A 21414-nucleotide genomic window follows, 5' to 3' on the forward strand; every position below is an offset into this window, starting at 1 on the left:
GGGTCGCTCGGGTCGCTCGGGTCGCTCGGGTCGCTCGGGTCGCTCGGGTCGCTCGGGTCGCTCGGGTCGCTCGGGTCGCTCGGGTCGCTCGGGTCGCTCGGGTCGCTCGGGTCGCTCGGGTCGCTCGGGTCGCTCGCGGTCATCGAGTGCGGCGCCGGTGGCGAGGATGCGCGCGAGGTCGGCGGCAGTGTGTGAATTCGGTGAGGCGATCCGCAACGCTAGGTGATTGTCGCTGCGAGCCCCGGCACGCGAATTCGGTCGATCAATCCGGCACGCTCGCGCCGGACTGACGCAATAAGAAAAATACGCCGAACAACAATTAATCGAACAGCACACGCACCGACTCGGGCGGCCGGCCGATGGCTGCCTTGCCTCGATACACGACGATCGGACGCTGCAGCAGAATCGGATGGGCGGCAATCGCTTCGTAGGCCTCCGCATCGGTCAGACTCCCGCGGGCCAGATCCAGCGTCTTGTACGGCTCCTCGCCATCGCGAAGCATGTCGCGCACCGGGCAACCAAGCTGACGATGCAGCGTTTCCAGTTCCTCGACCGTCGGTGGCGTCTTCAGATACTCGACGACATTCACCGGCGTGCCGGTGGTGTTCAGCGCCTCGACCAGCGCGAGCGTCTCGCGGGACTTCGAGCAGCGGGGGTTGTGATAGATCGTGATCATCATTCGGGCCAGGATGAGAGAGGCCCGTATTGTAGCTAGTCTGGATGGGGGCGTTTCGGTGGGGTGCCGGCGCACGTGAGGAAGGGGGAATTGAATACTCGGGTGACGTGTGGAGCGTCGGTAGTGCCGCGGAACCCGTGATGCCCGTGATGCCCGTGATGCCCGTGATGCCCGTGATGCCCGTGATGCCCGTGATGCGTTTATGCGCATAAAGTGCATTGCGCGGGGCGATACCTGAGCCGTCTTCGCTGGCCAATAGCGCGGGGGAATGGCACGGCGCATCGCTATGGCGTGCTGCACGCTACGACCCGGAGGACCGCCGTCCGGTTTATCTGTCGCTGGGTTTATGCGCATAAAGCTGTCGCTTCCCGGGGCGGGGCGGTCCACTGATATCCGCAGCCGGCTCATGCACATCGATGCGTCGAGTGATCAGCGAGGCGATACGCGATGGCGTTCGGGTCATCGTCGTGGGGTCGACTTTTATGCCACGCGTGCCGACGTGCGACCGCTAAAGGCCGCAGATCCTTGCGATGGGTTATGCGCATAAAGGCAGGGGGAGGCAGTCAACGCTGTGTCGCTACACACGACGCGTATTCCGTCGCCCCGAGCAGCGCAGAGTTCATCGTTCAGGCTCGCGCTCGAACGAGGACACCGACTCGTAGATGCTCTCCGGTACCGCGGAAGTTTATGCGCACAAACTCCACCGCCATCTCGGCAACGTCCTCCCTCAACAAGCGGAAGGGCAGGTCCTGATACGTTTCAACGATCGGCATCTTGAACGCGAACCCGAAACATCAGCCTGCGCGAAGCTCGCTCCACTCATCATCGACTCCCGGAAATCTCGCCTCTAGCCACTGCCGCCATCCGGCGTCCCCCCTTCGTTTATGCGCATAAACCGATAGCCCGAATGGCCAATGCGTAGTTGGTGAACGACAATTTCATTGAAATATAAATATCGTCCTGTAGAATTCCAACGACCAAAAACAGGAGTGAAAATTGGCCGCGGAAATCATTGCAGTCACTCAACAAAAAGGTGGCGTCGGCAAAAGCACGATTGCCATGCATCTCGGCGCGGCATTCCATGAGAAAGGGAAGCGCGTCCTCGTCATCGACGCCGACGGTCAAAACACACTGATTCACTGGTCGAGCGCATCGGGTGACAGCGACGCCGGCATCCCTTTCCCGGTCGTCAACCTCGCCGAAGCCGGCGGCCAAATCCATCGCGAGATCAAGAAGTTCATCAACGACTACGACATCATCGTCGTCGATTGCCCGCCGTCGATCACCGAGAAGGTCTCCGGCGTCGTGCTGCTGGCCGCATCGATCGCCGTGATTCCGACTTCGTCGTCGCCGGCCGACTACTGGTCGAGCGTCGGGCTGGTCAAGCTGATCCAGCAGGCGCAGGTGATGAACGAAGACCTCCGTGCGGTCTTCCTGCTGAACAAGACGGAAGAGAAGCGCATGCTGACCCGCGAACTCAAGCGCGCGCTCGAGGAACTCGGCTTCCCGTTGTTGAAGACGCAAATCCCGACCCGGGAAGCGTACAAGCAAGCGATGGCGCTCGGTCAGACCGTGCTGCAGATGAACGACCGCGGCGCCAAGCTGGCCGCCGCGGAAATCCGCGCATGTGCCGACGAAATCGTCGCCATGCTGCCCTGACTTTATGCGCATAAAGGAGTCACATGAAACCCTCCCAATTTGCAAAAGGATTCCAAGCGCGCCCGGATATCACGACGAGCGAGAAGCGCACGGCGCTTGATCGGCTCAATGCCATCGACGGCATCGTCAAGTCCGAGACGGCCACGCCGGCCCCGACGAAGTCCGCCAAGAAGGACATCACGCCGCCGCCGGCTATGGAAGTCCTGCTCGATCCGTCTGTCGACGAATCGCCGCAATATCGCGCGTGGCGCCTCGAGAATCGCTATGCGCCCGGCCAGGTGATCGAACTGCCGCTGAAGGCAATCAAGCATAGCCCGTTCAACCCGCGGCACTTCTATCTGAAGTCGTCGATTGCCGAGCTCGCGGTCAATCTCGCGAAGCAGGGGCAGCAGCAGGCGATCCACGTGATTCCGGACTACGACAATCCGGGTACGTATTTCGTCAGCGACGGCGGCCGTCGCGTCCGCGCGCTGAAGGAAGCGAACAAAGAGTCGGTGAAGGCGATCGTGATCGATGTGCCGATCGGGATCCAGAGCTACAAGCTCGGCTACGACCTGAACGTGCAACGCGATTCGCAGACGGTGTTCGACAACGCCGTCGTGTGGCGCCGCTTCCTCGACGACAAGCACTTCCAGAGTCAGAAGGAACTGTCCGAACATCTCGGTCTCGACGAGTCGACCGTCGCGGTTGCGCTGTCGATCGGCAAGCTGCCGGAAACCGTGATGCAGGAGATGGTCGCGCGCACCGATCGCTTCGGTTCGAACATGGCGTATCAGGTCGGCCGCTATCACAATGCGCGCGGCACCGAGGCGACGCTGCGGCTGATCAACAAGATCGTGTCCGACGATCTCAGCACGCGCCAGGTATCGGACATCGTCAAGGGCCGCGTCGCGGCGCAGGAGACGCCGAAGCCGGCGGGCCGCCAGCGCTATGCGCAGCGTCTCGAGATCAAGCTCGGCGGCAAGTCGGTCGGCGACCTGAAGTCGTATGGCGAAGACCGCATCGAACTGCGCCTGCGCGGCCTCCCGAAGGACAAGCGCGACGCGATCCTCGAGCAGCTCGAGCGGATGCTGTTGTCGGAGTGAGGGAAACGGCTGGCGGGGCCTGGCGATGCGCCGGGCCCGCCGGTTGGGCGGGCGGCCGGCGGCGGCCCGTCAGAGGGGCCTGAACGGGCCTCAGGCGGCCCGCGATTGATTCAGGGTGAACGACAGCAGGTCGCCGTCGGTCGGCTCGCCCCAGGTCTTCTGGGCCAGCCAGTCGAAAAACGCCGTCTCGGCCAGCTTCGAATCAAGACCGCGCTTGCGCCAGTCGTCACGCAGGTGCGAGCCCATCGTCGGCAACACTTCCGACTCGAACGACTCGCGCGCCACTTCGCGCTCCGCGTCGCCCTGCTCCTCGTACAGCACCTTCGCTTCCTTGCGGCGGAACGCCGAGAATTCGCTCAACAGGCGCGCCTTCAGATCATCCGGCTGCGCCGCGACGGCCTTCGCGGCGGGCATGCCGGAAGGCAGCGTGTCGACGGACTCGACGGGCGGCGCATAACCCTTCTTCAGCGCATCCTTGAACAACGCGGGCGCACTGCGCACCGGCGGCAGCGTCGTGCTGCGCATCCGCTGTTCGGTCATCTGCAGCGCGGCGCGAATCCGGTTTTCCTCGCTGTCCGCGTAGAGCGTCTGCGCTTCCTTGAGCGGAATCCCGAGCTTCACCATCCGGTCGACCAGCGTGCTGTCGAACACGTTCGGATGCTCGTCGAGCGCGAGCATCGGCTGCTTGCGCTCGGTCACGCGGAACTGGATCTCCGCGACCCGCCGCCCTTCACGATGCTCGATCAGCTCGACGAAGATGTTGGTGACCGCATTGACCTCGGCGATCGCCGGACGCAGATAGTCGCGCTTGAAGTACTTGTACTCGCGCTTCGCCTCGTCGCCGGCCTCCGTATCGGGGGTACCCGACAGGATCGGCCGCCACCATTCCCACGGCTCGCGCATCGTCAGGTGGCTCGGGTTCGTCAGGTAGCGCACGCAGATCTCGTAGAGCGCGAGACCGGCGCTGCTGCGCAGCTGGCTCTGGAACTGCAGGCTCAGACGCGCGTACTGGACCGGGTCGAGCAGCTTCTTCTTGATCTTCGGTGCGAACGAGAATTCGACCCACACGCGGCGGGTGGCCGGATCCTCGAGAATTTCGGCATCGGCGATCAGCGTCGAGATCCCCCACTTGCGGCCCGGCTTCTGGCTCGACGTCCCCGTGCTCCATTCGACCTGGACCGACACCATGCGGCGCAGGTGTTCCTTCACCAGTGCGGTGTCGTTCGAATCGAAGGCGGAGTTGGCGACGATATCCGACAGCAGCGCGCGGTAGGTGTCGCCCGAGTCGTCGGCCTGCTGCGCGACGGCGAGCAGGACGTTGAACAGCTTGCGGGTCAGGAGGGTGATCTTGCCGCTTTTCGGCTGAATCGCGATCGCCTCGACGGCCTTACGCAATTCGGCTGAACTGGCACTCACCACATCCACATCGGTTTTCTTGGCGCGCTTCGTGGCCATGCGTCGGGTCGGAGGGAGAAGTTTCACGGAAGGATAGCGCCTGTGGTGATGTGCGTCCAGAACGACATGCTCACCATAGCCGGTGAAGTGCGCGCACAAACCGGCACTCACCCCAACCCTCTCCCGAAAACCCTCACCGGTCCGGATTTTACAGCGTTTCGGACTCGTCCAGCCGTGTCGCGGGATGCGCGGATTCACAGATTTTTGCCTGTGCTCGACACGTGCGAAACTTGCTCCCGTATCGGCTCACCTTTCGATTTGTCGTAATTTTACGACTGCACTTCCGGGTCATTGTCACAGGGTCGCTACTGGGTGTCACGACAACGGGCGAATGGGCCCGCACCGGCCTGTATGCATGTACAGGCTTGGCTGACCGGGAGACCGCAATTCGCTCCGGGATCCGGAAATCCGCGCCAAAAGGCGCTCCGTGACGCCGCTCGAAGCCGTTTCACAGGCCCGGGCGCGCATTGTACAGCGCCCAGAAACCGGTCGGTCCCGAAAATTCTCACCTCACAGGCTCGGAATTCTGTGACCGGGATGCCAAGGAATCCCCGACACACGCGGGATCAGCCGCGAGGACCTCCCGAAAAGCCTCACCTTATTGAAAAAAGCGGCGCTCCAGCGGATGCGAAAGCGGCTCCCGAAAAACCTCACCGTAACCGCCGCGGTATCAAAAATCTCAATGGCATCCGATACTTATGTGCGGCAGGCGTTCCGCTGTACCCACGATCACCCCCCGAAAAACCTCACCTTTCCGGCATCCGGGCGAATGCGACAGCCGCGTGTCGACTCCTGAAAATTCTCACCTGTGCCAAAAAGTGGCACAGCAAAAATCAGATTTCTGCCAGTCCCGGCGGGCTTTTCAGCGAATTCGCCCTGTGATGCCCCCCGAAAAGCCTCACCTTTGACCACTTTTTAAGCAAATAACGCTCCCGAAAATACTCACCCATATGGCGCATGACAGCCTGTGATTGATGCCCCGAAAAAGCTCACCTCAACGGGTTCCGCCCAGGAAAACCCGGGTTTCGCTCCCGAAAAGCCTCACCTTTGGGGCTTCACAGGCCCCACAGGGCACCTTTGCGGTGCAAAATGACGATCGTTTCCCGGAAACCCTCACAGCAAATCCCTGTGGCGTCCCGTGAAACCTCACCTTTCACGAAAACTGCCCAAAAGATGGGCAGAATGAGGGCGCGAAGAACGTCCTGCAAATTCTCACCTGTGTCTGCACAGGCAGAAAACTGTGCGTTCAGGCACAGCGCGGGTTCCGCGGCTGTGTGGCCCCGAAAAACCTCACCTTTGGGAAATCTCGTGTTTCACTGTGATCCCGAATCCGCTCACGACCTTTCCTGCATCGGCTCACGCAGCTCCCCGAACCCCATCACTTCAGCTCCCGCAGAACATCACCTTGGTTCCCGTAAAACTTCACCTTGTCGGCCGGAAAGCCTTGGTACATAAGGCTATGCCGTGGCGTTAACGTTTTTAACTAAGGGTTCAAGGGTGTTTACTTCTAATACTCTCAAGACATCGGCCGCCGAGTTTTCCGCAGAGACCCCAAACCCTGAACACCGACTGGCTACGATGACGCTCGGCATGTGAAACAAATGCACTTTTTCGGGGTCTGCTCCAAAACGCTTTTGCTACAAGGACTTGGCTCGCTTTCTTCGCTTTGTTTCACGGAATCAGCGTGCTCCTTCGTCCGAATCGGCTCACAGCGCTGATTTCTGTGCACAACGACGTAAATTCGCCACGGTCGACCAAAACAAGTATCAAAAAATACGTATTTCGTTATGATCGCAACATCTCAATGTCTGTGAGCCTCGTCATGACGCTGGATGAAATGCGTGAAGCCATTCGGGAAGAACTGGAATCGCTCCGCGCGAGCGGCGCACGCCGCCAGGAGTTGTCGTTGCATGCGTGCAAGCGCCTGTTCTTCGATCTCGGCATCCGGCCGTCGGCCGCCAACGTCCGCGATCTGACCCAGACCGGCAGTGCCAGCGACATTCCGAAGGACATCGACCATTTCTGGGAACGGATCCGTGCCGCGTCGAAAGTCCGGCTCGACGGCGCGGCGATTCCGAAAGCGGTCGAGGAAAAGGCCGGCGCGTTGCTCGGCGCTCTATATGAAGAAGCATTGAAGGCGGCGAGGGAAAGCCTCGACGTCGACCGCGAACAGATTCGCGCCGGCGTGAGCGATGCGGAACAGCGGCTGCGCGACGCGGCTGTTCGCCAGGAAACACTCGAAGGCGCGCTGACGCGCAGTGAAACCCGCAACGACCAGCTGCAGGCGCGCGTGACCGAGCTCGAAGTGCAGCTAGCCTCGCAATCGACGCACGGTTCGGCAAACGAAGCGACGCTGCTCACCACGATCGCCCGACTCGAAAAGGAACTGGCCGCGATGGCCGCCCGCGTTGACGCCGAACAGACGCAGAACGCCGCGCTGCGCGACCGCATCGATACGCTGCAAGCAGAATTGCAGCAGCGCACGGAACACTATGCGCAGCAGATCAAGGATGCGGTGGCCGAAGCCGAGCGTCGCGTCAAACCGATGCTGGTCGAGCTGGACTCGCTGCGCAGCATGGCGTCGACCTACCAGAGTGGTTTGCGCGACGTGCAGCGCAAGGAATTCGATTTCCTTCAGCAATTGAGTTCGGCCAAGGCCCGTGCGGACCGGCTCGAGGAGCAGTTGCGCAGCCAGGGCGATGAACTGGAACGCGCGACGCGCGACGCGAATATGCTGCGCGCGAGCCGAGGGATGAATCCGGAAATTGCCGCGCTGATCCGGCGCCTGGCCGATGCGGGTCAACTGGATGCGGACGCGTATGCCGCGATCGGTACGTCGCTGGACCACGAAGTTCCGGTGCCGAGCCAGTGCCCGCATTGCGACGGTGAACCGGAACTGTCGCAAGGCGACGACGGGTTCGAAGTATCGTGCCCCGAATGCGAACATGCGTCGGGGCCGTGGCCTTCCCGGTTCGAAGCGATCGCGCGTTTTGCACGCGACTGACGCATCAGCCGGCACAGCGATCGCAGAGGTGAGGCAATCCGGGACGCGTGAGGTGAGGTTTTTCGGGAGCTGTGAAACGGTGAGGCTACGCCGCACAAGGCTGCTCACGGATCATGTCGCGTGAGCAGCCGGCTCGGCATCAGTGAGTTTCGTCGTGGTCGGACGCGTCACCATTCGCGAGATCATCGCGCCAGTTTTTCCACGCGCGATGCAGGCGGTTCGACGAGATCGGCCGCATGAAGCCGAGCCATTTGCCGACCCGCTCGGGCGGCACGTCGTGTTCGAACAGTTCGGCCGCATACGTATTGCGTAGCGTTTGCGGGCTCGCGCGCGCAGTGCGCGACGACGTGAGCCCCGCCGATTCGACGATCGCATCGATCGCGCGCAGCATTGTCGCCTTGTGCATCGGCCGCCCGGCGTGCGACGCCGGAAACACGAGCTCGCCGGGAATCTCCTGACGCTTGCGCTCCACGAGCCACGCTTCGAGCAACGCGATCGCGAACGACGCCAGATGGGTTTCGCGCGCGAAATCCGGATGCGGCGACGGGATCTGCAGCGACGTTCCGCTCGTATTGATGCAACTAATGGTAAGCGCACGTGCTTCGCCGGTCTTCACGCCGGCACCGAGAAACGCAGCGACGAGCGCGCGGTCGCGCCGCTCCTTCCAGTAGGCGGAGCCCGATACGCCGATCGGCGAAAACAGGTAGGCCAGCAACTTCGCGCGTTCGGCCGGTGTCAGGAAGCCGGTCGGCTCGTTGTCGCGTGCCTGGCGCCAGTTCGCTTCGCCATCCTGAGCAATGAAGCGCGCGGGGTTGGTGGACGCGAGCTCGGTGCGCCGGATATGGTCGAGCACGCGCTCGATCAACCGCAGATAGCGCATTCGCTGCGTTTTCCGGATAGGAAGCTCGCCGACGAAGTTCGCGATCGATGCGGTATCGACCGTCGCCAGGTTTTTCTGGTGTGCACGCAGCCACGTGAGAAAGGCACCCCATTGTGCGCGATAGACGTCGGCTGACGAACGGCGGTAGTCCTGCATGGCAAGCCATGCGTCGAATGCGGTTTCGGGCGACACGATCCAGTCGGATGCGCCGCGGTCGAACAGATCCTTTTCTTCTGGGCGTGCCGGAGTGTCGGAGGGCGTGGGAAGGGACATGTTATTTATTCCGTTAGTTGCGTATATGGTAGCCCTTTGCGCAACATCGCGGGCAGGAGGATGCGGGAGCCGGCCGCCGTGTCGGACGATCCGGGCCTGGCGTCAATCGCCCCATGCCTTGGACGGACGTTGAACGCGCTCGCGGGGTGCGGCCTCCTGCGACCGCGCCGCGGCTTCATACGCGAGGACCGCGAACGAGAAGACGGCGGGCAGCGCATTCGACCGGCCGAAGTCGATCGGATCGTCCGTTTCGGGAAAGGTCATGTCCGACGGCCGTTCGAACAGTTGACGCATGCCGGCGTCGTGCCGGCTGGCAAAGCCGAGATCGGCGAGCGCCTCGGCTTCGATGGCGTGCAGCAGGCGCCACGACAGCGGGACGCGCTGACGGATGTAGCGCGCGGCTATATGGCGGACGATCAGCTCGAGGTCGTGCGCGGCAGCCTTGAAGCTGAGCGCGGCCAAATCTTGTTCTTCTGTCATCGCAGGCTCCTGTCGACCGGAGCAGGCGCCTCGGTGCGCCACCCCCGGCCATGCATGGCGGAATGTCCGTATACTGTACAAACATACAGTATTTTCCGCAACCGGCCTTTCGGCCAGCTATCCGCATTTTCAGCGATGAATCACGATCAGTAATGCGCGCGCCTCGGCCTTGCCGGGGTTGCGGATCGCATGCGGCGTGTCGGCCGCGTAGCGTGCGGTGTCCCCCGACTTCAGGCGCCGGCTCGCGGCTGCGGCTTCGATTTCCATCGCGCCCTGCAGCACGGTGAGGTGCTCGCGCGTGCCGGGTTCATGCGCGTTCGACACGAGCGCGCCGCCACCCGGCAGCGTCAGTTCGTACCACTCGAACTTGCCGGCCAGGTCGATCGGGCCCCATACGCGCAACTGATAGCGGCCGTCGTGACCGGCGAGCGTCGGAATGTCGTGCGGGCCGTCCACGCGGATCGTCTCCGCCGCCTTCGGTTGCGAGAACAGTTCGTCGAGCGTGATGCCGAGCGCGTTGGTGAGCCGCCACGCTACCGCGATCGTCGGATTGGCCTTGTCGCGCTCGATCTCGGAGAGCATCGACTTCGATACGCCGGCCGCGCGCGACAGGTCGTCGAGCGTCAGCTTGCGCTCGTTGCGCAGGCGCTGGATTTGCTCGCCGACCCGCGGCGGCGTCACGCCCGGCGGCTGCGGTGCGGCGGCGGCAGGCGTGCGCCGCGACGCGGAGGAACTTGCCATTTGGTTTCCGTTCGCTTAGAGTTGTTCGGTATTTCGAATTCTAGTTCGGAATATTGGATAAATGCGGTCAACCGAACGACCGACTATAACAGTAGCAGGCCGTTGCGCCTCCGCCACGAGCGGGGTGCTGCGGAATGCGAATCCCTGTCAGGAGCTTTGCGATGCGTGATGCCTTTCTCGCCCAGGTGCGCGGGACGCTCGACCAGATCCGCGCGGACGGTTTTTACAAGACCGAGCGCGAGATCGCGAGTCCCCAGGCGGCGGCCGTGCGGCTTGCCGGCGGTGCCGGCGTGCTGAATTTCTGCGCGAACAACTATCTGGGCCTGGCGAACGATCCGCGCCTGATCGCCGCGGCGCAGGCCGGCCTCGACCAGGACGGCTTCGGCATGGCATCGGTGCGCTTCATCTGCGGCACGCAAACCGTGCACAAGCAGCTCGAAAGCGCGCTGGCGTCGTTTCTCGGCACCGAGGACAGCATCCTCTATTCGAGCTGCTTCGATGCGAACGGCGGCCTGTTCGAGACGCTGCTCGACGGGAACGACGCGGTGATCAGCGACGAGCTGAACCACGCGAGCATCATCGACGGCATCCGCCTCTGCAAGGCGAAGCGTTTCCGTTACAAGAACAACGACCTGTCGGACCTCGAGGCGAAGCTGAAGGAAGCCGACGCAGCGGGCGCGCGCCACAAGCTGATCGCCACCGACGGCGTGTTCTCGATGGACGGCATCATCGCCGACCTGAAAGGCATCTGCGACCTCGCCGATCGTTATGGCGCACTCGTGATGGTCGACGACTCGCACGCGGTCGGCTTCATCGGCGCGCATGGCCGCGGCACGCCCGAGCACTGCGGCGTCGACGGTCGCGTCGACATCATCACCGGCACGCTCGGCAAGGCGCTGGGCGGCGCATCGGGCGGCTATGTCGCCGCGCGTCGCGAGGTGATCGAGCTGCTGCGCCAGCGTTCGCGTCCGTACCTGTTCTCGAACACGCTGACGCCGAGCATCGCCGCGGCATCGCTGAAGGTGCTGGAGCTGCTCGGCAGCGACGAAGGCGCGAAGTTGCGCGAACGCGTGCGCGAGAACGGCGTGCGGTTCCGCGAGCAGATGACCGCCGCGGGCTTCACGCTTGTGCCGGGCGCGCATCCGATCATCCCGGTGATGCTCGGCGACGCGCAGCTCGCGACGAACATGGCCGACAAGTTGCTCGCCGAAGGCGTCTATGTGATCGGCTTCTCGTTCCCGGTGGTGCCACGCGGTCGCGCGCGCATCCGCACGCAGATGAGCGCCGCGCATACCCCCGAACAGATCGATCAGACGGTCGCCGCGTTCGTGCGCGTCGGCAAGTCGCTCGGCATCATCTGACGGAGGCGCGACCATGAAAGCACTGGCAAAGCTCGAACGCGGCCCGGGCCTCACGCTCACGCGCGTGAAGCGCCCCGAAGTCGGACACAACGACGTGCTGATCAAGATTCGCCGCACGGCGATCTGCGGCACCGACATCCATATCTGGAAGTGGGACGACTGGGCGCAGAAAACGATTCCCGTGCCGATGCACGTCGGCCACGAATACGTCGGCGAGATCGTCGAGATGGGACAGGAAGTGCGCGGCTTCGCGATCGGCGATCGCGTGTCCGGCGAAGGCCACATCACGTGCGGTTTCTGTCGCAACTGTCGTGCCGGGCGCCGGCATCTGTGCCGCAACACCGTCGGCGTCGGCGTGAACCGCGAGGGCGCGTTCGCCGAGTATCTGGCGATTCCCGCGTTCAACGCGTTCAAGATCCCGCCCGAGATTTCCGACGATCTCGCGTCGATCTTCGATCCGTTCGGCAACGCGACGCACACGGCGCTGTCGTTCAATCTCGTCGGCGAGGACGTGCTGATCACCGGCGCGGGCCCGATCGGCGTCATGGCCGTCGCGATCGCGAAGCATGTCGGCGCACGCAACGTCGTGATCACCGACATCAACGACTATCGGCTCGAACTCGCGCGCAAGATGGGTGCGACGCGCGCGGTCAACGTCGCGCGCGAGTCGCTGCGCGACGTGATGGCCGACCTGCGCATGACGGAAGGCTTCGACGTCGGCCTCGAGATGTCGGGCGTGCCGAGCGCGTTCACGAGCATGCTCGAGGCGATGAATCACGGCGGCAAGGTTGCGCTGCTCGGCATTCCGCCCGCGCAGACGGCGATCGACTGGAACCAGGTGATCTTCAAGGGGCTCGAGATCAAGGGCATCTACGGTCGCGAGATGTTCGAGACCTGGTACAAGATGGTCGCGATGCTGCAAAGCGGCCTCGATCTGTCGCCGATCATCACGCATCGCTTTGCAGCCGACGATTACGAGAAAGGCTTCGCCGCGATGCTGTCCGGTGAAAGCGGCAAGGTGATTCTCGACTGGACGGTCTGAGTGCCGGTGGGGCAGCGCGGCGCGTTTGCCGGCTGCCCCGCGCGTGCCGGCACGCGCGTTTGCGGGGCCGCTCAGCTTCGACAAACGCGTAAGGTGAGATTATTCGGGAGCTGTGCTCGCGTGCCGAATGGCGGCTCGATCGCGCTTCGATGGCGCGTTTGGGCGTGCAATGCAGCGGGTGACACGCACCTTCTCGTTTGCGAAACGTGGGCGATCACGCGTCGATTCCGCTGGACGCATCGGTGACATGCAATCGCGCATGCACCTCACCCATCGAGGCCGCGCCCTCGTCCCTTCTGTCGCGTCGCCCGCCGCGTGTCTTTCTTCCTGCCCTTGCGTTTCGCTTGCCGCACTTGAATAGCGAGCCCTAGCCGCATCATCCGCTTGCGACGGCTTTGCTCTGTTCCCGCGGCGGCACATCGGCAGCACCTCACCACGCAGCGCGATCACCCCTCAGCCTCGATGCGTGAGGCGATCAATGACGTGCGAACTCACCCGTCAGGCTGCCGGTCGACATCGATCGGTGCGCTGCCCGCTATTTGATCCCCTCACCGTTCAACCATCGCGATTCGAACCGCGGACTCGACACGACGAGCCACCGCCGTCCGCCATCGGCACCAGACGGCGTCCGGCCCTCCCGCCGACAGGGCCATTTCGCGCGGGTGTTGACGAGGGAGAACGATCGTTCTACCGTAAACCCATGAACACACATGATGACCTCTCCGGCGAACCGGCCGTTCGCAATCGGCTGCTCGACGCGGCCGAAGCGCTGATCTATTCGGGCGGCATCCACGCCACGGGTGTCGATGCGATCGTGAAGCGATCCGGCGCCGCGCGAAAGAGCTTTTATTCGCATTTCGAATCGAAGGAGGCGCTGGTCGTCGCCGCGCTCGAGCGCCGTGACGAACGCTGGATGCGCTGGTTCGTCGATGCAACGCTCTCGCGCGGCAAGTCGCCGCGCGCGCACTTGCTCGGCATGTTCGATGTGCTGCGCGACTGGTTTGCGCAACCCGATTTTCACGGCTGCGCGTTCCTGAACGCATCCGGCGAGATTGCCGACGCCGACGATCCCGTGCGCGTCGTCGCGCGTATGCACAAGGAGCGCCTGCTGGCGTTCGTGCGCGAGCGGCTCGACGCGTATGCCGACGACACCGGAATCGAGCGTCGCGGGCTGGCCCGCCTCGCGCGTCAATGGCTGGTGCTGATCGACGGCGCGATCGGCGTGGCGCTCGTCAGCGGCGATGTGACCGCCGCGCGCGATGCGCGCGCAACGGCAGAACTCTTGCTCGATACGGTGTCTCGAGCATCGAAGTAGTGCGTCCCAACCGGTTGCGCTCGTGCGCAGCCAGAATCTTGAACAGGAGCATTCCATGTCCGCTTCCCCGGAAGTTCGTCCCCCGTTCCGCCGTTCACGCTCGACACGGCGCGCCAGAAAGTGCGCGCCGCCGAAGATGCGTGGAACACGCGCGACCCGCAGCGCGTCTCGCTTGCCTACACGCCGCAGAGCCAGTGGCGCAATCGCGCGGAGTTCGTGACGGGCCGCGACGAGATCGTCGGCCTGCTGCAGCGGAAATGGAGGCGCGAGCTCGACTATCGATTGATCAAGGAGCTGTGGGCGTTCGGCGGCAATCGCATCGCGGTGCGTTTCGCATACGAATGGCATGACGACGCGGGCAACTGGTTCCGCTCATACGGGAACGAGAACTGGGAGTTCGACGAAAACGGATTGATGGCGCATCGCCACGCGAGCATCAACGACCTGCCGATTCGCGAAGCGGATCGCCTGTACCACTGGCCGCTCGGCCGCCGTCCGGACGATCATCCGAGCCTGTCCGATCTCGGGCTGTGACGCAGCACGATGACGACGCGTGGACGCGCTCGATCGTGTATCGAGCGCGTCATCTGTGCTCAATGGTGAGGAAATACGGGAGCTGCGTGTTGAGGTGAGTGTTTACGGGAGATGGGGCATTCTGTGCGGGACGGTGTGATTTTTCTCGCTCGGCATCTCACCGATCAATCGTCGAGGGAACGGCGCGAATGCGCTCACGGAAGTACCGCGCGCATCGACGTGCGTGATCGGTTGCCGCTCGCACGCGAAGCGCACGTAATTCGAACACGGCATTGGAGGCACCTTCGCCAAACGCACGGTGAGATTCAATCGGTGTGCATCGATGCGTGATGCAACTCACCGTTCGACATCGACATCGACATCGAAACGCACGCATGCAAACGCGCGCATTGAAATAGACAAAGGTGCGCGGCAGTCAGTCGTGTTGCTCACCCTCGAACACGACATCCATCGACCACCTGGCGCACCCTTCACATCGTTCCGTCAGCCGGCGATGCGCGCCGCGATCGCCTCACCGACTTCCTGCGTTCCTGCCTGGCCGCCCAGATCGCGCGTGCGCGGCCCGGCGCGCAGCACGTCCTCGATCGCCGCGACGATCGCGTCGTGCGCTTCGCGCTCGCGCCCGGCGCCGTTGCCGAGGAAGTCGAGCATCAGCGCCGCCGACCAGATCATTGCAATCGGGTTCGCGATGTACTGGCCCGTGATGTCCGGCGCGGAGCCGTGCACCGGCTCGAACAGTGACGGAAACGTGCGATCGGGGTTGAGGTTCGCCGACGGCGCGATGCCGATCGTGCCCGTACAGGCCGGCCCGAGGTCGGAAAGGATGTCGCCGAACAGGTTCGACGCGACGACGACGTCGAAGCGGTCGGGCTGCAGCACGAAGCGCGCGCACAGGATGTCGATGTGCTGCTTGTCCACGGCGATCTCGGGATAACGCTCGCCCATTTCGGCCGCGCGCGCGTCCCACCACGGCATGCTGATCGCGATGCCGTTGCTCTTCGTCGCGACGGTCAGCCGCTTCGCGCGGCGCTGGGCGAGCTCGAACGCGAACTTCAGCACGCGCTCGGTGCCGTGGCGCGTGAAGATCGACTGCTGCATGACCACTTCGCGTTCGGTGCCTTCGAACATCGTGCCGCCGACGGACGAATATTCGCCCTCGGTGTTCTCGCGCACGATCATGAAGTCGATGTCGCCCGCCTTGCGGCCGGCCAGCGGCGACGGCACGCCGTCGAACAGGCGCGCGGGCCGCAGGTTGATGTACTGGTCGAACTCGCGGCGGAACTTCAGCAGCGAACCCCACAGCGAAATGTGGTCGGGCACCGTCGCGGGCCAGCCGACCGCGCCGAACAGGATCGCGTCCATGCCCGACAGCTGCGCCTTCCAGTCGTCCGGCATCATCTTGCCGTGCTGCGCGTAGTAATCGCAGCTCGCCCAGTCGATCTGCTCGAACTGGAAGCGGATGCCGAAGCGCGCGGTTACGGCGTCGAGCGCGCGCAGGCCCTCGGGCATCACTTCACGGCCGATGCCGTCACCGGGGATGACGGCAATCCTGTATGTCTTGTCGCTCATGCAAGCCTCCTTGGCTGGTCGGGCCGCCGGCAGCGTGCGCGGCGGAACATGACGCCCATTTTATTTATTTCCAATCAGATTAAAATCACGTGAAAGGTTAATCGACTTTACACGAATCGTGAACAAATCGCCGAATCTCGACGACCTGCGCGTGTTCAGCCTGGTCGTCCGCCTGACGAGCTTCAGCGCGGCCGCCGAGCAGCTCGCGGTGTCGCCCGCGTACGTGAGCAAGCGCATCGCGCTGCTCGAGGCGCAGCTCGGCACGCGCCTGCTGCATCGCTCGACGCGCCGCGTGACGGTCACGGAAGCCGGCGAGCGCGTGTTCGCGCGTGCCGAGAAGATTCTCGACGACGTCGATCATCTCGTCGAGGACGTGTCGACCACGCGCACGGTGCCGCGCGGCACGCTGCGCATTTCGAGCAGCTTCGGCTTCGGCCGCCATGTCGTCGCGCCGGCGCTGCTCGACTTCTCCGCGCGCTATCCGCAGCTCAACGTGCGGCTCGATCTGTTCGACCGGCTCGTCGACGTCGCGGGCGAAGGCTACGACCTCGACGTGCGTATCGGCGACGAGATCGCCGACCACCTGATCGCGCGCCGCCTCGCCACCAACCATCGCGTGCTGTGCGCGTCGCCCGACTATCTCGCACGGCGCGGCACGCCGCGCACGCTCGCGGATCTCGCGTCTCACGACTGTCTCGCAATCAAGGAGCGCGACCATCCGTTCGGCGTCTGGCGGTTGAACGTGCGCGGGGAAACGGCAACGGTGAAGGTCGGCGGCGCGCTGTCGACGAACCACGGCGAGGTGGCCGTGCAATGGGCGCTGGCCGGACGCGGGATCGTGCTGCGTTCGATCTGGGAAGCGGCGCCGCTGATCGAGCGCGGCGAGCTCTGTCGCGTGCTGCCGGACGCGATTCAGCCGGCGAACATCTGGGCCGTGTATCCGGAACGCGTCGCGGCGTCGGCGAAGGTGCGCGTGTGCGTCGATTTTCTGGTGGAGGCGCTCGCCGGGTTGAATGCCACGGCGAGCGAGGATGCGGGCTGAAATCGGCCAAAGGTGAGCTTTTACGGGGGCATGTGCGGCGCATCGGCAGGCGCCCGTTTACGGCATGCAGCCGCGTCGCGAGCCGCTGCGTTCAGCAGGCACCGACGCATCGGCGACCGCGATGCGCCGGGCCGACCGACGATGGTGCCCCGCGCGCGGCTGATGCCGCTTATGCCGCTTTCGCCGCGCTTGTCGCACCGAGCATCAGGTCGAGATTCTGCACGGCCGCGCCGGAGGCCCCTTTGCCGAGATTGTCGAACACGGCGGCCAGCAGCACCTGACCGTGATCGGCATTGAAGAACACGCTGAGCCGCAGGTCGTTCGACCCGTTCAGCGCTTGCGGATCGAGATGCGTGATCGCGCGCGTATCCGCGAGCGGCGTGACCTCGACGTGGCGCGCGCCGGCGTAATGGTGCGCGAGACACGCGTGCAGCGCCTCACCGGTCACGCCGGCCGGGAGGAGGCGCAGCTCGATCGGCACGGTCAGCACGATGCCCTGCCGATAGGCGCCGTAAGCCGGCACGAACAGCGGACGGTGTGCGAGCCCGGCATGCAGCTGGATCTCGGGCACATGCTTGTGCGCGAGCGCGAGGCCATAGACCTGAAGCGGTTGCGCGCGTGCGGCGTCGTTCGATTCGAACGCGTCGACGGCGGCACGCCCGCCGCCCGAGTAACCGGACACCACATGGATGCTCACCGGGTAATCGCGCGGCAGCAGGCCCGCCTGTTGCAGCGGCCGAAGCAGGCCGATCGCGCCGGTCGGATAGCAGCCCGGATTGGTGACGCGCCGCGCGTGCGCGATTGTCTGCGCGTGTCCGTCGACCATCTCGGGAAAACCGTAGACCCAATCCGGGGCGGTGCGATGCGCCGAACTTGCGTCGATCACGCGTACCGCCGGATTCCGGATGAAGCCGACCGCTTCGCGCGCCGCGGCGTCGGGCAGGCACAGAATCGCGATATCGGATGCGTTGATGGCTTCGGCGCGTCGTGCGGGGTCCTTGCGTTCGGCATCCGGCAGCGTGACGAGCCGCAGGTCGGTGCGATCCCGCAGGCGCTCGTGGATCTGCAATCCGGTCGTACCTTGGTCGCCGTCGATGTAGACAATGGGGAGGCTCATGATGGTCGCGTTCCTCGTTTCGGGCATCGGGAAAGCCGTATCGTCCACCGAACGCCTAGAATAGGAAAAGTTGAATTTCCTGATTGCCGGATTCAGTTTTCCTGAACGAGAGGTGACGCATGCGCGAGATCAGTCTGGACCGACTGCGTACGCTGGTCGCGATTGCCGACCAGGGATCGTTCGTGGCCGCCGCGCAGCTGCTTCATCTGGCGCCGCCGACGGTCAGTCTTCATGTCGCCGAACTCGAAAGCCGCATCGGCGCGCCGTTGCTGTCGCGCACGCGCGGAAACGTGCAGCCGTCGACCATCGGTGCCGTGCTGGTGGAGCGGGCGCGGCGTCTACTGGCCGAGGTCGAGTCGACCCTCGTCGACGTGGAGCGACAAGTGCAGGGGCTCACCGGGCGTGTGCGGCTCGGCGCATCGACCGGGGCGATCGCTCATCTGTTGCCGCAGGCGGTGGCCCGGTTGCGCGAGCGGCATCCGGATATCGACGTCCAGATCGCGGTGCTCACGTCGCAAGACACGCTGGCGCGCATCGCGCAGGGCACGCTCGACGTCGGGCTGGTCGCGCTGCCGCAGCCGGCGGTCGCGGGGCTGTCGATCCGCGCGTGGCGGCGCGATCCGGTGCTGGCCTTCCTGCCCGCGGACTGGCGGCTTCCGGCGCGTGTGACGCCGGCCTATCTGGCCACGCGTCCGCTGATTCTCAACGATGCGACCACGCGCCTGTCGCGGCTCACGACGGAATGGTTCGCGCTCGGCGGCCATCGGCCCGAGCCGCGCATCGAACTCAACTACAACGATGCGATCAAGAGTCTGGTCGCCGCGGGTTACGGCGCGACGCTGCTGCCGCACGAGGCGGGCGCCCCGCCGCCCGACGCACGCATCGTGATGCGGCCGCTGCGGCCGGCGTTGTGGCGTGAACTGGGGATCGCGCATCGGGTCGGCCCGGTCGAGCGCTCGACACAGCACGTGCTCGACGCGTTGTGGGCGCTCGGCGCGCGATAGCGAATCGCGCCGCCGTTCAGGACGCACGCCGCGGTGGCGACTCGACCGGACGCGGCATGCGCGAGGCCGAACGCTTCAGCCTGTCGCACGGTGCGGCCACATGCGGGCCGGCTTGTGCCGGCGCCGGCACGCGGCTCGGGCCCGTTACAGCCGGTTGTCCCTCGCGAGCATCAGCACGCGCGCCCAGCGCCGTGCATCGCGCTTGTCCATCATCGGCAGCTGCCATTCGCCGCGCACCGCGTCGCGCACGCGCACGACCAGATGCCAGCGGCCGTCGATCGGCGCGGCCTCGCAGCCATCGAGCTGCGACAGCGTATAGCGGCCGTCCGCGCCGTCTTGCGACAGCCACAGCAGCCCCTGCGACGCGGACACGCGCACCTCGCCCCATGCGCGATGCACGATGTGGGTCCAGCCTTGCTCTTTCGTGTTCGGCGCGATGTCGCGGCGGCGTTTGATCCACCACGCGATCAGCGCGATCAGGATGGCGCCGGCGAGCACGGCGGCCGCGATCGCGACCGGCTGGCCGAACTGCGCGGCGATGACGTGAAACAGGTGAACCGCGCCCCATCCAATGGCGATGAGCGCGAACAGCGCAATGAAAATCGGCATGTTGAATCGGAAAAGAGGACGGACCGGCGCAGGCAGCGCGCCGGTCCGCCGCACACGGCATTACCGGCGGCGGTGAATGTCGTGCGTGACGAAGCCCGCATCGTTGACGGGCAGCGCGAGGCCGTCCTTGACCGCGAGCGTCTTGCGGATGTCGTCGAGACCCGCGGACCAGTGGTCGCGCATCGTCGACAGACCGAACTGATAGTCCTTGTAGTGGTGCTCGTACGCCTTCTGCTGATAGATCAGGTGCTGGATGTTGTACTTCTTCCCGCTCGACATCGCATCAGCCTCGACGCACCAAGGATCGTTCTTGCGCTGCTCTTCCGGCACCTGCTCGAGCACGTGGCGCAGCACGTTGCGGTAGCGCTGTTCGCGCTGCAGCGTGTCGGTGACGAAACGCGTGCGGCTCGAATACTGCACGTCCTTCGTGCGTTCCGCGACATCGGCCATCGTGCGCGGCAGCGGCCCGCGAGCGCTCCACAGATCGACCTGGAACGCGAGCGTGTCGCGGCGCGGGCGCGCGCGCAGCACTTCCATCAGCGGCGTGTTCGACACGACGCCGCCGTCCCAGTAGTACTCGCCGTCGATCTCGACGGGCGGGAACGCGGGCGGCAGCGCGCCGGATGCCATGAAGTGCTCGGGCGTGAGGCGAATGCGCGAGTTGTCGAAGTACACGAAGTTGCCGGTGCCGACGTTGACCGCGCCGACCGACACGCGCGTCTCGCCCGAGTTGATCCGGTCGAAATCGCACAGCTTCAGCAGCGTCGCGCGCAGCGCCGACGTGTCGTACCAGCTGATCTTTTCCGGATGATCGGACACGCCCGGCATCGGCGGCGGGAAACGCGGTACGAAGAAGCCCTGCTGGCCCTGCATCATCGCGCTCGCGGCCTGCGACGCGGTGAAGAACGTGCGGATCTGGTCGATGCTGTTGAACAGCGCGAATTCGAACGCGGCCGGCATCGCGGGAAAGAACGCCGGCTGGCAGATCGTTTCCCAGAATTCGCGCAGCCGCTCGACGCGATGTTCGGGCGCGTTGCCGGCGATCAGCGCGGTGTTGAGCGCGCCGATCGAGATGCCTGCGATCCAGTCGAGCGGAACGTTCGCTTCATGCAGCCCTTCGAACACGCCGGCCTGATACGCGCCGAGCGCGCCGCCGCCCTGCAGGACGAGCGCGATCGTTTCGTATGGCAGCGACCGCGCAGCGGCCGGTGCGCCGGCCTCGTGATGCAGGTCCGCCGCATCGACGGCCTGCTTTTCTGTACGCGCGTGCGGTTTCATCAGTTGCTCCGAGAAATGCCGCCGTTGATGGCGGAGACGGATGGCGTGACGTTGATCGACGTCATGCCATCGTGAGTCTTGAGAATGGGCGGTGGTGCGGGAATCGCCTCCCGTCAGGGAGGCGAAGACATTACTGCATGAACCAGCCGTGGCTGACGATGAACGACTGCCCCGTGAGCGCGGCGCTCGGGAACGCCGACAGGAACAGCACCGTCTGCGCGACGTCCTGCACCGTCGTGAACACGCCGTCGACCGTGTTGCCGAGCATCACCTTCTTGATCACTTCCTCT

General features: G+C 64.5%; 18 protein-coding genes and 2 pseudogenes. 10 read left to right on the forward strand and 10 right to left on the reverse strand.

All coding sequences use genetic code 11. The annotated features are described in order from the left end of the window. Window positions 1-195 (forward strand): hypothetical protein (locus tag F3J14_RS24495; protein WP_247682283.1); only part of this gene is annotated, 195 nt, incomplete at its 5' end. A gap of 124 nt (window positions 196-319) precedes the next feature. Here the strand turns inward: F3J14_RS24495 and arsC are convergent. Beyond that, complete coding sequence (gene arsC, locus F3J14_RS24500) at window positions 320-676, reverse strand: arsenate reductase (glutaredoxin) (RefSeq protein ID WP_166725199.1); 357 nt, start codon at window positions 674-676, stop codon at window positions 320-322. Between the two features lie 996 nt (window positions 677-1672). On the opposite strand from arsC, the gene parA reads away from it, so the two are divergent. After that, the gene (gene parA, locus F3J14_RS24505; RefSeq protein ID WP_006751663.1) at window positions 1673-2335 is read left to right on the forward strand and encodes a ParA family partition ATPase; all 663 of its coding nucleotides are present in this window, start codon (window positions 1673-1675) and stop codon (window positions 2333-2335) included. A gap of 23 nt (window positions 2336-2358) precedes the next feature. Continuing rightward, window positions 2359-3420, forward strand: coding sequence for a ParB/RepB/Spo0J family partition protein (locus tag F3J14_RS24510; protein WP_166725185.1), 1062 nt, complete (start codon window positions 2359-2361; stop codon window positions 3418-3420). Window positions 3421-3510: 90 nt separating this feature from the next. On the opposite strand, the gene F3J14_RS24515 is transcribed toward F3J14_RS24510, so the two are convergent. After that, on the reverse strand, window positions 3511-4875 hold the full coding sequence (locus F3J14_RS24515) for a replication initiation protein (RefSeq protein ID WP_012365031.1): 1365 nt from the start codon (window positions 4873-4875) through the stop codon (window positions 3511-3513). Between the two features lie 1822 nt (window positions 4876-6697). Here F3J14_RS24515 and F3J14_RS24520 point away from each other — a divergent pair. Continuing rightward, entirely contained in the window at window positions 6698-7879 is a 1182-nt protein-coding gene (locus F3J14_RS24520; RefSeq protein ID WP_166725200.1) for a DNA-binding protein, read from the forward strand. Window positions 7880-8018: 139 nt separating this feature from the next. Here F3J14_RS24520 and F3J14_RS24525 read toward each other — a convergent pair whose 3' ends face one another. The 3 genes from F3J14_RS24525 to F3J14_RS24535 all read right to left on the reverse strand — a co-directional run bounded on the left by F3J14_RS24525 (window position 8019) and on the right by F3J14_RS24535 (window position 10253). After that, complete coding sequence (locus F3J14_RS24525; RefSeq protein ID WP_166725186.1) at window positions 8019-9032, reverse strand: tyrosine-type recombinase/integrase; 1014 nt, start codon at window positions 9030-9032, stop codon at window positions 8019-8021. Between the two features lie 102 nt (window positions 9033-9134). Continuing rightward, complete coding sequence (locus F3J14_RS24530) at window positions 9135-9512, reverse strand: DUF2471 family protein (RefSeq protein WP_166725187.1); 378 nt, start codon at window positions 9510-9512, stop codon at window positions 9135-9137. 129 nt (window positions 9513-9641) lie between these two features. Continuing rightward, window positions 9642-10253: an XRE family transcriptional regulator gene (locus tag F3J14_RS24535; RefSeq protein WP_166725188.1), complete on the reverse strand. Its 612-nt coding sequence runs from the start codon at window positions 10251-10253 to the stop codon at window positions 9642-9644. 161 nt (window positions 10254-10414) lie between these two features. Here F3J14_RS24535 and F3J14_RS24540 point away from each other — a divergent pair, with 161 nt between their 5' ends. The 4 genes and pseudogenes from F3J14_RS24540 (at window position 10415) to F3J14_RS24555 (ending at window position 14505) form a co-directional block, all read left to right on the forward strand. Further along, window positions 10415-11614: a glycine C-acetyltransferase gene (locus tag F3J14_RS24540; protein WP_166725189.1), complete on the forward strand. Its 1200-nt coding sequence runs from the start codon at window positions 10415-10417 to the stop codon at window positions 11612-11614. Window positions 11615-11627: 13 nt separating this feature from the next. Next, the gene (tdh, locus tag F3J14_RS24545) at window positions 11628-12656 is read left to right on the forward strand and encodes an L-threonine 3-dehydrogenase (RefSeq protein ID WP_166725190.1); all 1029 of its coding nucleotides are present in this window, start codon (window positions 11628-11630) and stop codon (window positions 12654-12656) included. Between the two features lie 700 nt (window positions 12657-13356). Further along, entirely contained in the window at window positions 13357-13971 is a 615-nt protein-coding gene (locus F3J14_RS24550) for a TetR/AcrR family transcriptional regulator (protein ID WP_166725191.1), read from the forward strand. 55 nt (window positions 13972-14026) lie between these two features. Beyond that, a pseudogene (locus tag F3J14_RS24555) lies at window positions 14027-14505 on the forward strand (nuclear transport factor 2 family protein). 483 nt (window positions 14506-14988) lie between these two features. Here the strand turns inward: F3J14_RS24555 and F3J14_RS24560 are convergent. After that, entirely contained in the window at window positions 14989-16074 is a 1086-nt protein-coding gene (locus F3J14_RS24560) for a tartrate dehydrogenase (RefSeq protein WP_166725193.1), read from the reverse strand. Window positions 16075-16192: 118 nt separating this feature from the next. Between F3J14_RS24560 and F3J14_RS24565 the strand changes: the two genes are divergently transcribed. Beyond that, window positions 16193-17116 (forward strand): LysR substrate-binding domain-containing protein, encoded by a 924-nt coding sequence (locus tag F3J14_RS24565; protein ID WP_166725194.1) that lies wholly within the window; start codon window positions 16193-16195, stop codon window positions 17114-17116. 169 nt (window positions 17117-17285) lie between these two features. Here the strand turns inward: F3J14_RS24565 and argC are convergent, their stop codons facing one another. Then, window positions 17286-18233: an N-acetyl-gamma-glutamyl-phosphate reductase gene (argC, locus tag F3J14_RS24570; protein ID WP_166725195.1), complete on the reverse strand. Its 948-nt coding sequence runs from the start codon at window positions 18231-18233 to the stop codon at window positions 17286-17288. A gap of 119 nt (window positions 18234-18352) precedes the next feature. Between argC and F3J14_RS24575 the strand changes: the two genes are divergently transcribed. Beyond that, a complete protein-coding gene (locus F3J14_RS24575) occupies window positions 18353-19237 on the forward strand; it encodes a LysR family transcriptional regulator (RefSeq protein WP_166725196.1) in 885 nt (294 codons plus the stop codon). Between the two features lie 144 nt (window positions 19238-19381). Here the strand turns inward: F3J14_RS24575 and F3J14_RS24580 are convergent, their stop codons facing one another. The 3 genes and pseudogenes from F3J14_RS24580 to F3J14_RS24590 form a co-directional block, all read right to left on the reverse strand. Next, on the reverse strand, window positions 19382-19846 hold the full coding sequence (locus tag F3J14_RS24580) for a hypothetical protein (protein ID WP_166725197.1): 465 nt from the start codon (window positions 19844-19846) through the stop codon (window positions 19382-19384). Window positions 19847-19906: 60 nt separating this feature from the next. Then, window positions 19907-21124 carry a patatin-like phospholipase family protein gene (locus tag F3J14_RS24585; RefSeq protein ID WP_166725198.1) on the reverse strand — a complete coding sequence of 406 codons (1218 nt, stop codon included), beginning with the start codon at window positions 21122-21124 and terminating at the stop codon, window positions 19907-19909. 130 nt (window positions 21125-21254) lie between these two features. After that, window positions 21255-21414: pseudogene (locus F3J14_RS24590) on the reverse strand (3-hydroxybutyrate dehydrogenase); the annotation flags it as partial.

The organism is Burkholderia sp. Tr-862, assembly GCF_011753085.1.
In the GTDB taxonomy this organism is placed as follows: Bacteria; Pseudomonadota; Gammaproteobacteria; order Burkholderiales; family Burkholderiaceae; genus Burkholderia; species Burkholderia ambifaria.

What these genes read in the sequence shown, in the direction of transcription:
- arsC (WP_166725199.1), bottom strand. Translation starts at nt 676, where the DNA reads ATGATCACGATCTATCACAACCCCCGCTGCTCGAAGTCCCGCGAGACG.
- F3J14_RS24510 (WP_166725185.1), top strand. Translation starts at nt 2,359, where the DNA reads ATGAAACCCTCCCAATTTGCAAAAGGATTCCAAGCGCGCCCGGATATC.
- F3J14_RS24515 (WP_012365031.1), bottom strand. Translation starts at nt 4,875, where the DNA reads ATGGCCACGAAGCGCGCCAAGAAAACCGATGTGGATGTGGTGAGTGCC.
- F3J14_RS24520 (WP_166725200.1), top strand. Translation starts at nt 6,698, where the DNA reads ATGACGCTGGATGAAATGCGTGAAGCCATTCGGGAAGAACTGGAATCG.
- F3J14_RS24525 (WP_166725186.1), bottom strand. Translation starts at nt 9,032, where the DNA reads ATGTCCCTTCCCACGCCCTCCGACACTCCGGCACGCCCAGAAGAAAAG.
- F3J14_RS24530 (WP_166725187.1), bottom strand. Translation starts at nt 9,512, where the DNA reads ATGACAGAAGAACAAGATTTGGCCGCGCTCAGCTTCAAGGCTGCCGCG.
- F3J14_RS24535 (WP_166725188.1), bottom strand. Translation starts at nt 10,253, where the DNA reads ATGGCAAGTTCCTCCGCGTCGCGGCGCACGCCTGCCGCCGCCGCACCG.
- F3J14_RS24540 (WP_166725189.1), top strand. Translation starts at nt 10,415, where the DNA reads ATGCGTGATGCCTTTCTCGCCCAGGTGCGCGGGACGCTCGACCAGATC.
- tdh (WP_166725190.1), top strand. Translation starts at nt 11,628, where the DNA reads ATGAAAGCACTGGCAAAGCTCGAACGCGGCCCGGGCCTCACGCTCACG.
- F3J14_RS24550 (WP_166725191.1), top strand. Translation starts at nt 13,357, where the DNA reads ATGAACACACATGATGACCTCTCCGGCGAACCGGCCGTTCGCAATCGG.
- F3J14_RS24560 (WP_166725193.1), bottom strand. Translation starts at nt 16,074, where the DNA reads ATGAGCGACAAGACATACAGGATTGCCGTCATCCCCGGTGACGGCATC.
- argC (WP_166725195.1), bottom strand. Translation starts at nt 18,233, where the DNA reads ATGAGCCTCCCCATTGTCTACATCGACGGCGACCAAGGTACGACCGGA.
- F3J14_RS24575 (WP_166725196.1), top strand. Translation starts at nt 18,353, where the DNA reads ATGCGCGAGATCAGTCTGGACCGACTGCGTACGCTGGTCGCGATTGCC.
- F3J14_RS24580 (WP_166725197.1), bottom strand. Translation starts at nt 19,846, where the DNA reads ATGCCGATTTTCATTGCGCTGTTCGCGCTCATCGCCATTGGATGGGGC.
- F3J14_RS24585 (WP_166725198.1), bottom strand. Translation starts at nt 21,124, where the DNA reads ATGAAACCGCACGCGCGTACAGAAAAGCAGGCCGTCGATGCGGCGGAC.